Annotated in this window: 11 protein-coding genes; 2 read left to right on the top strand and 9 right to left on the bottom strand. The window is 71.2% G+C overall.

Annotation, left to right across the window (positions count from 1 at the left end; genetic code table 11):
• The first annotated feature begins 76 nt into the window (after positions 1 to 76).
• The gene (locus tag DWB77_RS04255) at positions 77 to 1,207 is read left to right on the top strand and encodes an NADH:flavin oxidoreductase (protein ID WP_120719949.1); all 1,131 of its coding nucleotides are present in this window, start codon (positions 77 to 79) and stop codon (positions 1,205 to 1,207) included.
• 248 nt (positions 1,208 to 1,455) lie between these two features.
• Complete coding sequence (locus DWB77_RS04260; protein ID WP_120719950.1) at positions 1,456 to 3,933, top strand: glycoside hydrolase family 9 protein; 2,478 nt, start codon at positions 1,456 to 1,458, stop codon at positions 3,931 to 3,933.
• A gap of 86 nt (positions 3,934 to 4,019) precedes the next feature.
• Here DWB77_RS04260 and DWB77_RS04265 read toward each other — a convergent pair whose 3' ends face one another.
• From DWB77_RS04265 to DWB77_RS38385, 9 genes are all read right to left on the bottom strand, one after another.
• Positions 4,020 to 4,415, bottom strand: coding sequence for a PPOX class F420-dependent oxidoreductase (locus tag DWB77_RS04265; RefSeq protein WP_120719951.1), 396 nt, complete (start codon positions 4,413 to 4,415; stop codon positions 4,020 to 4,022).
• A gap of 97 nt (positions 4,416 to 4,512) precedes the next feature.
• A complete protein-coding gene (locus tag DWB77_RS04270) occupies positions 4,513 to 4,938 on the bottom strand; it encodes a DUF3592 domain-containing protein (protein ID WP_120719952.1) in 426 nt (141 codons plus the stop codon).
• A gap of 143 nt (positions 4,939 to 5,081) precedes the next feature.
• On the bottom strand, positions 5,082 to 5,906 hold the full coding sequence (locus tag DWB77_RS04275) for a YihY/virulence factor BrkB family protein (RefSeq protein ID WP_120719953.1): 825 nt from the start codon (positions 5,904 to 5,906) through the stop codon (positions 5,082 to 5,084).
• Positions 5,907 to 6,167: 261 nt separating this feature from the next.
• Positions 6,168 to 6,566: a hypothetical protein gene (locus DWB77_RS04280; RefSeq protein ID WP_162952421.1), complete on the bottom strand. Its 399-nt coding sequence runs from the start codon at positions 6,564 to 6,566 to the stop codon at positions 6,168 to 6,170.
• A gap of 143 nt (positions 6,567 to 6,709) precedes the next feature.
• A complete protein-coding gene (locus tag DWB77_RS04285; protein WP_120719955.1) occupies positions 6,710 to 8,212 on the bottom strand; it encodes a cation:proton antiporter in 1,503 nt (500 codons plus the stop codon).
• Position 8,213: 1 nt separating this feature from the next.
• Positions 8,214 to 9,398: an acyl-CoA dehydrogenase family protein gene (locus DWB77_RS04290; protein WP_120719956.1), complete on the bottom strand. Its 1,185-nt coding sequence runs from the start codon at positions 9,396 to 9,398 to the stop codon at positions 8,214 to 8,216.
• Entirely contained in the window at positions 9,395 to 11,002 is a 1,608-nt protein-coding gene (locus DWB77_RS04295; protein ID WP_120719957.1) for an amino acid adenylation domain-containing protein, read from the bottom strand. The genes DWB77_RS04290 and DWB77_RS04295 overlap by 4 nt, the downstream gene beginning before the upstream one ends.
• Positions 10,999 to 11,763: a thioesterase II family protein gene (locus DWB77_RS04300; RefSeq protein ID WP_216826826.1), complete on the bottom strand. Its 765-nt coding sequence runs from the start codon at positions 11,761 to 11,763 to the stop codon at positions 10,999 to 11,001. Before DWB77_RS04300 ends, DWB77_RS04295 begins: the two co-directional genes overlap by 4 nt.
• Before the next feature lie 11 nt (positions 11,764 to 11,774).
• Positions 11,775 to 12,026 (bottom strand): phosphopantetheine-binding protein, encoded by a 252-nt coding sequence (locus DWB77_RS38385; protein ID WP_216826827.1) that lies wholly within the window; start codon positions 12,024 to 12,026, stop codon positions 11,775 to 11,777.
• Positions 12,027 to 12,035 lie beyond the last annotated feature (9 nt).

The raw sequence follows: 12,035 nt of genomic DNA on the forward strand, positions 1-12,035 counted from the left end.
GCATGATACATAAGATGTGTACTATGCACTTCTGTTGTCATCCCGATGAGGTACCGCCTCAACCCGGAGGATCCGCATGTCCGACACCACGCCCACCGCATCCCGCGCGGCCGAGATCCTCTCCCGGCCCGTCACGCTGAACGGGCTGACCGTCCCCAACCGCATCGCTATGGCTCCGATGACGCGGATGTTCTCCCCGGGCGGCGTGCCCGGCGAGGACGTGCAGGAGTACTACGCGAGCCGGGCCGCCGCGGGTGTGGGTCTCATCGTCACCGAGGGCACCTATGTCGGTCACGACTCCGCCGGACAGAGCGACCGCGTGCCGCGGTTCCACGGCGAGGACCAGCTCGCGGGATGGTCGAAGGTCGCGGCGGCCGTGCACGAGGCGGGCGGCACGATCGTGCCCCAGCTGTGGCACATAGGCATGGTCCGCAAGCAGGGCGAGGCGCCGTACCCCGACGCCCCCGCCGTCGGCCCCTCCGGCATCCGTGTCGACGGCACCGAGGGCACGGGCAACGCGATGACCCGCGCCGACCTCGACGACGTCATCGGCGCGTTCGCCGACGCCGCCGCGGAGGCCGCGCGCATCGGCTTCGACGGCGTCGAACTGCACGGCGCCCACGGCTACTTGCTCGACCAGTTCCTGTGGGAGCGCACCAACCGCCGCACCGACGAGTACGGCGGCGACGCGGTGGCCCGTACCAAGTTCGCCGCGGAGATCGTGGCGGCCGTCCGCGAGCGCGTTCCGGCCGACTTCCCGGTGATCTTCCGCTACTCGCAGTGGAAGCAGGAGGCCTACGACGCCCGGCTCGCCCAGACCCCGCAGGAGCTGGAGGCGATCCTGGCCCCGCTGGCGGCGGCCGGCGTCGACGCCTTCCACGCCTCCACCCGGCGCTACTGGGTCCCGGAGTTCGAGGGTTCGGACCTCAACCTGGCGGGCTGGACCAAGAAGCTCACCGGCCGTCCGACCATCACCGTCGGCTCGGTCGGCCTCGACGGCGACTTCCTCCGCTCGTTCGCCGGCGAGGGGGCCGCGCTGGGCGACATCGACAACCTCCTGGACCGCATGGAGCGCGACGAGTTCGACATGGTCGCCATCGGGCGGGCGCTGCTCCAGGACCCGCAGTGGGCGGCGAAGGTCCTCGCCAACCGCTTCGACGAGCTGAAGCCGTACGACGCGGCGGCGCTCACGTCGCTCAGCCGCTAGCGGTTGGCCGCGGTCCGCCGGCCGTAGCGGAACGTGTGCTGAAAGCGTGACCGTGCCGGTCACAGCCTCGCATCGAGGACTGTGACCGGCACGGTCATGTCCGGACGGCATTGGGTTCTCATGACGTTCCGTCAATTCCCTTTGCCTACACGCACCTTGACGTGCCACCGCCAACCTGACTTCATGAACTGGGAGCGCTCCCACGCACCATTCTCCGTCCCCCACTCCCCCGAGGAAGGCCCCTTCCCGTGCCTCCTGCCCCCTTCGCGCGCGGCGCGTCACGTCGTGCGGCCACCGTACTCGCCGGGTTCGCCCTGGCCGTCGGCGGCCTGACCGCCACCGCGCTTCCGGCGCACTCGGCCGACGCGGTCGCCACCGCCCTGCCCGCCGACTCCCCCGTACGAGTCAACCAACTCGGCTACCTGCCCGACGGGCCCAAGCGGGCCGTCGTGGTCAGTGCCGCGAGCGGGCCACTGACCTGGCAACTGCGTGACGCCTCCGGCGCGGTGGTCGCCTCGGGCGCGACCGTGGTGCACGGCGCCGACCAGGCGTCGGGCCAGTCCACGCACTTGGTGGACTTCGGCGCGTACACCGGGGGCGGTACCGGCTTCACGCTGGTCGTCGGTGACCGGTCCAGCCACCCGTTCGACATCTCCGCGTCGCTGTACGACGGGCTGCGCGCCGACAGCATGTCGTTCTTCCACCAGCAGCGCAGCGGCATCGCGATCGACGCGGCCCTCGCCGGCAGCGCCTACGCCCGCCCCGCCGGACACCTGGGCGTCGCCCCGAACAAGGGCGACACCAGCGTTCCCTGCCAGGCCGGCGTGTGTGACTACCAACGTGACGTACGCGGCGGCTGGTACGACGCCGGTGACCAGGGCAAGTACGTCGTGAACGGCTCCATCGCCACTTGGGAGTTGGTCAACTCCTTTGAACGGGCCAAGCGTTCGGGGGGCGAGGCGGCACTCGGCGATGGGACGCTGCGCGTTCCGGAGCGCGGCAACGGCATCCCGGACGTGCTGGACGAGGCCCGCTGGGAGCTGGAGTTCCTGCTGCGGATGCAGGTTCCCGCGGGTAAGCCGATGGCCGGGATGGCCTTCCACAAGGTGCATGACGCCCAGTGGACCGCGCTGCCCACGCGGCCCGAACTGGACGACGTACAGCGCGAGTTGCACGCTCCGTCGACGGCCGCCACGTTGAACCTGGCCGCCACGGCAGCGCAGTGTGCCCGGGTGTACGCGCCCTATGACGCCGCGTTCGCCGCCCGCTGTCTGGACGCGGCCCGCCGCGCCTGGGCGGCCGCCAAGGCCCACCCCGATGTCCTCGCCCCGGCGACCGACAACACGGGTGGCGGCGCGTACGAGGACGCCGATGTCTCCGACGAGTTCTACTGGGCGGCGGCCGAACTCCTCGCCACCACCGGCGAGTCGCAGTTCCGGGACAGCGTCACCTCCTCGCCGCACCACACCAAGCCGGCCGATGACTTCTGGTGGGGCGGCACCGCGACACTCGGCCGGATCACTCTCGCCACCGTCCCCGGTGTGGCCCTGCCCGCCGATGACACGGCCCGGCTGCGCGGGGTACTGACCACGGCCGCCGACGCGCACCTGTCCACCATGTCCGGACAGGGCTACCGGGTGCCGCTGCCCGCCACCGGTTATGTGTGGGGCTCCAACAGCGCCGTCACCAACAACGCGATGATGCTGGCCGTCGCGTACGAGCTGACCGGACAACAGCGGTATCGCGCGGGCGCGTTGGAGTCCCTGGACTATCTGCTCGGCCGCAATGCGCTCGACCTCTCCTACGTGACCGGCTACGGCGAGCGCTTCTCCGAGAACCAGCACCACCGTTTCTGGGCGCACCAGAACGACGCCTCGCTGCCGCACCCGCCCAACGGCTCCTTCGCCGGCGGCCCCGACGCGGGCCTGGACGACCCCGTGGCCAAGGCCAAGCTCCAGGGCTGCGCGCCGGCGGCATGCTATGTGGACGACATCGGCTCGTACTCCACCAACGAAGTGGCGATCAACTGGAACGCCTCGCTGGCCTGGCTGGCGGCGTTCGCGGCGGAGCGGCACGGAGCCCCGGCGCTGCCCGCGGTGCAGGTGACACCGGCGACGGCCGTCGTCCCGGAGGGCGGGACGGCGACGGTGGGCGTACGGCTCTCGGCGGCGCCCGCGCAGAACGTCACCGTGACGGTCGCCCGAAGCTCCGGTGACCAGGACCTGACGGTGGCGGCGGGGGCGAGCCTGACCTTCACTCCCGCCAACTGGGCTGTGCCGCAACAGGTTTCGCTGTCTGCCGCGCAGGACGCGGACGCGGTGTCGGGCAGCGCCACCTTCATGGCGGGCGGGCCGGCGGTGCGGGCGGCGACGTTCACGGCGACGGAAGCGGACGACGACGCGACATCAGGGGCGGCCTGTTCCGTGGCGTACCGGATCGACAGCGCGTGGAACGACGGCTTCACCGCGACGGTGACCGTGAAGAACACCGGGACCTCGGCGATCTCGGGCTGGGCCCTGGGCTGGAGCTTCGCGGGCGACCAGCGGATCAGCAGCGCCTGGAACGCCACGGTGACCCAGTCCGGCGCCGCCGTGACGGCCAGGGACGCCGGATGGAACGGCACGCTGGCGCCCGGCGGCAGCACGAGCCTGGGGTTCCAGGCCGGGTACTCGGGTACGAACGCGACGCCGACGCACTTCACCCTGAACGGCGCGACCTGCTCCTGACGGATGGCAGGCGAAGACCGCCACCGGGCCCTCAGCCTGCCACCCGGTAGCGCAGGTGCGCACGAGCTCGTAAGAGGAGGCCGGAGCTAGACCGTGAAGCCGTTGACGCGTTCCGGGGTGATGCGGACGATCAGCCGGCTCGCGGTCTCCGGCGGCGGGTCCTCGCCCAGGTAGCGCTGCGAGAGCCGCTTCGGCAACACCTTGTCCGGGTCGGGCAACAGCTCCGCGGTGCCCCGGATCTCGGCCGAGCGGTACGGGTTGCTCAGGTCGAAGACGGCGAGGCTCACGCGTGGGTCGCGCTCGATGTTCCGGGCCTTCTTGCGGTTGGCGGTCACGGAGATGAGTACCGTGTCACCTTCGCGTACGTACCAGACCACCGAAGTCTGCGGCCCGCCATCGGGGTTGACCGTGGCGAGGGTGGCGAAGTTCTTGTCGTCGAGCAGGCTGGTGGTGACGGAGTCGAAGCCGCCGAATGGTGTCATGTTCCGTGACAACGACGCGTCGGCGCCAGTTCTTCCCGCGCGCGTTCGCCCAGCCTCCGCAACTCGGCCGCATATGGCGTCAGTTGCCGAGCCGCGCTCATTGAGTCATCAGCAGGATGAGGAAGGCCACCGACGCGCCTGCGGTGAGCGCCGCTCCCACCGCGGTGAACATCACGAAGAACGACTTCGAGTCCCAGCCGGGCAGCGCGAATCGGCCGGGGTTCCGCTCGTCATAGACGACCGTGACGGAGGCACCGACGCCGAAGCCCCGAGTGACCGTGCTCCGGCCGAACAGGGAGGGGTGCGTGCACGCGCGCCCGTCGCGGGTCGTCCAGCACACGACCGGGTGGTGGTACCGGGACCCCTCGTCGTCCCGCCGGGTGTCGTGCCGCACTATGTGCCCCACCGTGGTGATGCCCGTACGACGGAGCGAGCCGGCGCGGCGCAGTCCGTACACACCGACGCAGAGAAAGCTCACGCCGATCAGCACGGGTATGAGCAAGAAGAGCCATTCGCGTTCCATGTGGTGTCCGACGCGTGCGGGTCACTCTTGGTTGCCCACACATGTGCGACCACCCCATGGCGGCGACAGCGGCTTCCGGGACATGTGCGCCCGCCCCATGTCCACGGCCGCGGTGGCTGGGGCATGTGTGCCCGTCCCCCACCTCAACACGTGCGATCGCGGCAGCGTACGGCGTTGAACTGGGCTCCCGCGAGCAGCGACAGGTTGGTGAACCACAGCCAGATGAGGAACACCACGATGCCGGCCAGTGAACCGTACAGGCGGGTGTACGAGGCGAAGTGGTCGGCGTAGAGCGTGAATCCGGCGGATGCCGCGCACCACAGCACTACCGCGACGACGCCTCCCGGCAGTCCTCGGCGTATGCCGCGTGCCTCGCGCGGGCCTGTGCGGAACAGCACGAGGAGCAGGACCGTGACGACCCCCAGCACGATCGGCCAGCGCAGCATGGACCACGTTCCCAGGCTGTCCAGACCGAGCAGGGCTGCCGCCCGGTGGTCGAGCGGTCCCGACAGCACGATCGCGGCCGAGCCGGTGAGGAGGAGGGCGAGCAGGAGGAGTGCGGTGGCCACGATGGTGTGTGCGGTGCGCAGGGCCGGCCTGCTGTCCGGGAGGCGATGCATGGCGTGCAGCGCCCGGCGGAAGACCGCCAGGTAGCTCGCCGCCGACCACAGGGCGCTCGCCGTCCCGGTCACCACCAGCACCCACACCCCGGATTGCGCGGTGGTCATCTCGCGCAGCGCGCCGCGCAGGGCGCTCGCGGACTGCGCGGGGGCGTACGACGTGAGCTCGTCGATCAGACGGTCCGTCGCCCGCGGGGCGGCCAGCCCGATGATTGAGACCGTGACCAGGAGGGCGGGAACCAGGGCCAGGACGGCGTAGTAGGTCAGTGCGGCTGCGAAGTCGGACACGTTGTCGTCCCACAGCGCCACCCCTGTCGCACGCAGCTCACCACGGAGTCGCTTCACCATGGCGGTGGCGCGGGCGCGTCTTGTGCTGGGGCGCGGGGAGGGGTCGGGCACGGGGCTCTCTCTTCATGTGGTGTCGGGCGAAGTGTGCGTACCCGCCGTGGCGCGTGCCACGCCATCCGGGCCGGCGAAGACAGTACCGGCCGAAGAGTCGAGGGCCCTTCGTGTGGTGCGTGAGCGGCCTCGTCCGTCGGGGCGCACACGCGGGTGGGGGATGTGAGCGGCGTCTGTGCCCCTCACATCCCCCATCCTTCTACCGCTTCGTCAGAAGCGACCGCCCGTGGCACGAGTGAGGGGGCCGTGTCCGCGTCGTACGGATACTCGGCCGAGACTGTAGGCGCCCGCCAGGGCCGCCAGTACGCCTCCTCCCACACCGGCCGCGATCTGCTTGCGGTTCCGCACCACCGTCCATGCGGTCGATGCCATGTGAACCGACTTTCCGGGCACCGTGGCCAGCATCTCGCCGCCGGACTTGGCCTTGGAACGCAACGCCAGCACCTTGCTGCCCGTCGTGTCCTTGGCCTCGGACGCCGCCGACTTGGTGTCGCTCGCAGCCGACGCGGCCTTGGTCGTGGCCGACCGAACTCCGCTCCTCGCAGAGCGCGCCGTGTTCTTGGCCGCAGTGCTTTCCGTCGCCTCGTTCTTCTTCGCTGTTTCCGACATGAGGTCCGTTTAGCCGCTGTTTTGAAATCGAAACGGTCAAGTGCGGGTGAAAACTGGCCCGTTCTTCTCCGGCCCGTTTCGACGTCTTCGGGGAGAGCCGTTCGGTCGGCACGGCCCACGTGACGGCGGCGGCCCGGGGGGCGTCAATCTCGGGACGCGTACTCCTTGGGCCGTGCTTCTGCCGTGGCGAGCGGCGAAGCAGCGCCCCGCTCCCCGGTGCCCGCGGCTTTGAGCAGGCGCAGGAGCGGGCTGGTCATGATGGTGGTGCCGAGGGCGACGAGGGTGAGGATGGCGAGCATCCGGGCGTCGATGATCCCGGCGTCGTAACCGATCTGGATGACGATGAGTTCGGTCAGGCCGCGGGCGTTGAGCAGGACGCCGAGGACCAGCGCCGGGCGCCGCGGCATACCGGTGAGCCATGCGCACAGGCCGGGGCCCGCGACCTTGCCGACCGTGGCCAGGGCCAGCAGCCCGAGGAAGACCAGGACCGTCGTGCCGTCCCAGGTCAGGGCGCTGAGGTCGGCGGTGAGGCCGAAGCCGAAGAAGAAGAACGGCAGCAGCACTGTCTTCGCGGTGCCGGTCAGGCCTTCCACGACGGGCCCGGTCCGGTTCTTCGGCCAGACGAGCCCGACCAGGAGCGCCCCGATCAGCTGGTGCACGCCGAGCACGGCCGTGAGCGCCGCCGCCGAGGCGACCCCGACCACAAGGACGATGCCCGAGTCGGCCCCGCCCCCCTTCCGGGAGGCCCACCGGGCCAGCAGCCGCTTGACCGGTCCGAGGAACAGGGCCACCACCGCCATCGTGGCGGCGGCGTTGACCAGCACCATGGTGGGGTCGGAGCCGTGGGCGGTGGCCAGGATCCCCGCGAGGACCAGCCACCCCGCCCCGTCACCGATCGCCGCCGCGAACAGACTCAGGCGTCCCGGTTCGGTACGGGAGATGCCGAGGTCGGACAGGAGCCGGGCGAGGACGGGGAACGCGGTGATGCTCAGTGCGCAGCCGACGAACAGGACGAAGGCGACGCCGTGCCCGCGGGGACCCGCGTAACGCGCCGCCAGGGGCACGGCGACGAGCGCTCCGAGGGCGAACGGGACGAGGACGGAGGACTGGCTGACCAGGAGGGCCCGGGTCGCCGCGCCGCGCAGCCGCATTCCGGCGAGCTCCTGGCCCACCCCGAACATGAAGAGGATCAGGCCGAGTTGGGCCAGTCCGTCGAGGGGTCCGAGCGTGCCGCGCGGGAAGAGCCAGCCCATGGCGCCGGGTGCCAGGTTGCCCAGGAGGGAGGGCCCGAGGGCTAGGCCCGCGCAGATCTCGCCTACCACCGGGGGCTGGCCGAGGCGGCGGGCGAGCGCGCCCCCGAGGTGGGCGGCGGTCAGCACGACGGCGACGGCGAGCAGGGAGTGCCCGGCCGCGCCGAGCTTCGGCCCCGAGGCGGCAGCGGCGGCCACGTCCGTGCCGGGCATGGCCAGGGCGCTGCCGGCGATGAGGAGGAGCGGCAGGACGGCGGTCACGGTGATCGCCGTCCCCTGGCGATGCCTGGGCGTCGACGCGGGGGCCACTTCGCCTCGGCGGTCGTTGCGGCCATGGCCGAGGTCGGATCCCGGGGGCGCGGACGACAGCGGGGCGGTGGTGGGTTCGTGGGCCATGTCAGTGCGCCTCGTAGATCATGTCGCGCATCAGCTCGCTGGCTCCGGCCGCGATCGTTCCCGCCGTCGCGTCGCGGTGCACGCGCGCCGCCGCTGAATCCTCCAAGTAGCCCTGCGCGCCGTGGAGTTGGGAGCAGGCCTGGGCCGCGGAGAGGGCCAGTTCGGTGGCGCGCAGTTTCAGCACCGACGCCGTACGCGTGTCGAGCCGCCCCCGGGTGTGCAGCCATGCCGCGTGGTAGGCGTAGCGGCGCACCATGTCGAACTCGCCGTACAGCTCGCCCAGTCGGTGCCGCACGGACTGGTGTGTCCCCAGGGGCACGCCCTTGATGCGGCGGGAGCGGACATGGGCGTCGACCAGGCGCAGGGTGTGGCGCGCGCCGCCGACCGCCAGCAGGCCCGCCACCAGACGTTCGAAGTCGAGGGCGCGCATCAGCTGGGTGAGGGCCCGGTCGCGTCGGCCGAGGACCGCGTCCGCGGGCAGTTCGACGCCCTCGAAGGTGATCGTGGCCAGGTCGGCGGAGCGCCAGCCGAGCATCGGCTGGGGGCGCCGGGTGATGCCCGGGCTTTCGGCGTCGACGAGCAGCATGCTCGCTCCGGTCAGCCCTCGTTCGGGGCCGGAGCCGGGGGCGGGCAGACGGGTGCGGGCGAGCACGACGAGCAGGCCGGCGCCGGTGCCGTTGGCGACATAGCTCTTGTGGCCGTCGAGTAAGAACCCCGCGTTCTCGCCGTCGCCCCTGGGGGCGGCGTAGGTGCGCAGGTCACGGAGGTCGGAGCCCGCGTCGGGTTCGCTGATGGCCAGCGCGGTCACGCGCTCGCCCCGGTAGGCGGGCGGCAGATGGGCCGCTCGCTGCTCGGCCGAGCCGAACATGAGGAGGTAGGAGAGCGCCATGTAGGCATGGACTCCTACGGCGGCCCGAATACCCGCGTAGCCGCTCCCTCCCAGCTCTTCCAGGAGGACGGCGCTGCGCAGGAAGTCCTCGCCCGTGTGCCCGATCTCCAGCAGACCTGCCGCGCCGAGCGCCTTCCAGCCCTCGGCTCCCACCCGGCGCCGCTCCTCCCACGCGTCGGCGTGGGGCAGCACGCACTCGGCGAGCCGCTCCCGCACCTGGAGGCGGAAGGCGTCGTGTTCGGCGGTGAGGAAGGGGAATTCACTCGCCAGGTCCCGGTCGGGAAGGGAGGTGCTCATGACGCCGCTCCCGCGGCGACGGGACGGTTGTCCAGGGTGGCGAGCAGGGCGTGCCGGTCGACCTTGCCGGTGGCGGTCAGCGGGAGTTGCGCGCACAGCCGCAGATCGGCCGGGACCATGTAGGGAGGCAGGAGAGCCCTCAAGTGCGCCCGAAATGCTTCGGGTTCGCGCTCGTCCGTGTCCGGCACGACGAAGGCGATGAGTTCCTGGCCGCCCTGTGCGTTGGGCCGGGTGGTCACGAAGCTCTGGCGTACGGCGTGGTGGGCGTCCAAGTGGTAGGAGATCTCGCCCAGTTCGATGCGGTAGCCGTGGACCTTGACCTGGTCGTCGAGGCGGCCCTGGAACACCAGGTGGCCCCGCTCGGACAGGAACGCGCGGTCGCCGGTGCGGTACAGGCGCCGCGGTTCGCCGTCGAGGTCGAGTTCGGTGAAGTGGCGGGCGCTGGTCTCGGACGCCCCGAGGTAGCCGGGGGTGAGGCCGGGTCCGGCGAGCAGGACCTCGCCGGTCTCGCCGGGCTCGCACAGGCGCCCGTCGTGGACCACATAGGCGCGGGTGTTCTGGATGGGTCGGCCGATGGGGAGGCTGGTCTCGTCCGGGGGGAGCGTGCGGACGGGGTGGTAGGTGGCGAAGGTGGTGCACTCGGTGGGTCCGTAGACGCTGACGATCCGGTCGGGTCCGTACCGTCGCAGGGCGGCGGCCATATGGGTCAGGGAGTGTGCCTCGCCGCCGGTCAGGACCGTGGTGACGCCGGCCAGGATGTCCGGGGCCTCGTCCACGACCGTGTTGAACAGGGCGGTGGTGAGGAAGAGGACGTTCACCCGGTGCTCGGCCAGCACCTTGCCCAGCCGGCTGAGGCGGACGAAGTGCTCCGGGTACAGCACACAGGTGCCGCCGTTCAACAGGGCGCCCCAGATCTCGAAGGTGGCCGCGTCGAACGAGGCGGGTGCCAGCTGGAGCAGGACGGTGTCGTGGTCCAGTCGCGCGTAGCGGGCGCCGTGGACGAGCCGGACGATGCTCCGGTGTCTGATCGGTACGCCTTTGGGAGCGCCGGTGGAGCCGGAGGTGAAGTTGATGTAGGCGATGTCGTCCGGGGATCCGCGGTACGGGGGCGTTTCTTGACGGATTGTCAGCGATGTCAGGTCGACCGGGATCATGTGTCGTCCCGGCAGCCGGACGGCGATCCTGTCGGCCTCGGAGGCCCGGGTCAGGACATGGCGGCCGTCGGTGCGCTCCAGCAGGGCGCGCAGCCGTCCGTCGGGCCAGGACGCGTCGGCGGGGAGGTAGGCGGCTCCGCATTTGACGGTGGCCAGCAGGGCGATGATGAGCTCCGCGGAGCGGGTGATGAGCACGGTGACGGTGTCGCCGGGGCGGACGCCTGCCTCCCGCATACGTGTCGCGAGGTCGTTGGCCAGTCCGTCCAGGGTGCGGTAGTCGAGCCGGCCGCCGGGGTGAACGAGCGCGGTGGCCGCGGGTCGGCGGGCCGCCTGTTGCTCGAACAGTTCCTTGACGCCGAGCTCCGGAAAGGCGGTGGCCGTACCGTGGTTGAGCGCCCGGTGGGCTGCCAGTGCCGTGGGTGTCGGCGTCGGGTGGTGCGGTGCGGTCATCGGGATCCCTCCAGCCGCGCGTTGATCGTTTCCAGCAGTCGGTCCCGGTGGGTGTCGAGGAAGAAGTGGCCTCCGGGCAGCTCCACCACCTCACAGTCGCCGCTGGTGTAGAGCTTCCAGTCGCGCATGGCGGCGTACCCGTCGACCGGGTCCTCGCGCCCGTAGAGGGCGGTGAGGGGAACGTCAACACCCGGCGCGCCGTGGCGGTCGTCCCACAGCTCGGCGAGCCTCATGTCGGCGCGCATCGTCGGCAGGAACAGCCGCATCATCATCGGGCTGTCCAGGATCTCGGCGGGTGTGCCGCCCATGGCGCGCACCGCGTCGAGGTAGCGGTCCCCCGGCAGTTCGTGGAGGTACGGGCGGGCCTGCGGCGCGTTGGGGCTGCGGCTGCCGGACACGAACAGGCGCCGGGTGGCGCCGGGGTGTGCCGACGCGGCCAAGTGAGCCATTTCGTAAGCCAGTCGGGCGCCGAAGCTGTGTCCGTAGAAGGCGTGGGGCGAGTCGAGCAACCCGGCCGCGGAGAGCGCGTCGAAGGTCTCCGCGAGCAAGGAGTCCCAGTTCTCGTACATCGTCTCGCGCAGCCGGGGGCCCCGGCCGGGCAGCCTGACAGCGACCAGTTCGACCCCGGCGTCCAGGCCCTCGGCCCAGCTCCTGAAGAGGTCGGGGCCGCCTCCCGCGTAGGGGAAGCAGATCAGCCGGATGCGGCGGGGGCCCGCCGCGCGCCGCAGGACCGGCGCCCATCGATCGCTGTCGGACCGCACGGCCGTCCTCCTCAGTCCCGGTCGTTCTGGAGAATGGAGGCGGCGATGTCCCGCACGGCGCTCCGGGCGAACAGGTCGTCCGGGGTCAGGGCGTCCTCGCCGTAGGTCTCCTCGGCCTGGGCGATCAGCCGGATGGCGGTGAGCGAGGTGCCGCCCGCCTCGAAGAAGTCGTCGGCAGCGGTCTCCACCGTGAGACCGAGGTCTCGGCAGGTGGTGAGGACCCACTGCTCCAGTTCTTCCTGAGTGGAAGTCTGGGTCTGCACGCTGTTCGA

The sequence above is a fragment of the Streptomyces hundungensis genome, from assembly GCF_003627815.1.
Lineage (GTDB): Bacteria > Actinomycetota > Actinomycetes > Streptomycetales > Streptomycetaceae > Streptomyces > Streptomyces hundungensis_A.

What these genes read in the sequence shown, in the direction of transcription:
- DWB77_RS04290 (WP_120719956.1), bottom strand. Translation starts at nt 9,398, where the DNA reads ATGAGCACCTCCCTTCCCGACCGGGACCTGGCGAGTGAATTCCCCTTC.
- DWB77_RS04255 (WP_120719949.1), top strand. Translation starts at nt 77, where the DNA reads ATGTCCGACACCACGCCCACCGCATCCCGCGCGGCCGAGATCCTCTCC.
- DWB77_RS04275 (WP_120719953.1), bottom strand. Translation starts at nt 5,906, where the DNA reads ATGGTGAAGCGACTCCGTGGTGAGCTGCGTGCGACAGGGGTGGCGCTG.
- DWB77_RS04285 (WP_120719955.1), bottom strand. Translation starts at nt 8,212, where the DNA reads ATGGCCCACGAACCCACCACCGCCCCGCTGTCGTCCGCGCCCCCGGGA.
- DWB77_RS04295 (WP_120719957.1), bottom strand. Translation starts at nt 11,002, where the DNA reads ATGACCGCACCGCACCACCCGACGCCGACACCCACGGCACTGGCAGCC.
- DWB77_RS04280 (WP_162952421.1), bottom strand. Translation starts at nt 6,566, where the DNA reads ATGTCGGAAACAGCGAAGAAGAACGAGGCGACGGAAAGCACTGCGGCC.
- DWB77_RS04270 (WP_120719952.1), bottom strand. Translation starts at nt 4,938, where the DNA reads ATGGAACGCGAATGGCTCTTCTTGCTCATACCCGTGCTGATCGGCGTG.
- DWB77_RS04265 (WP_120719951.1), bottom strand. Translation starts at nt 4,415, where the DNA reads ATGACACCATTCGGCGGCTTCGACTCCGTCACCACCAGCCTGCTCGAC.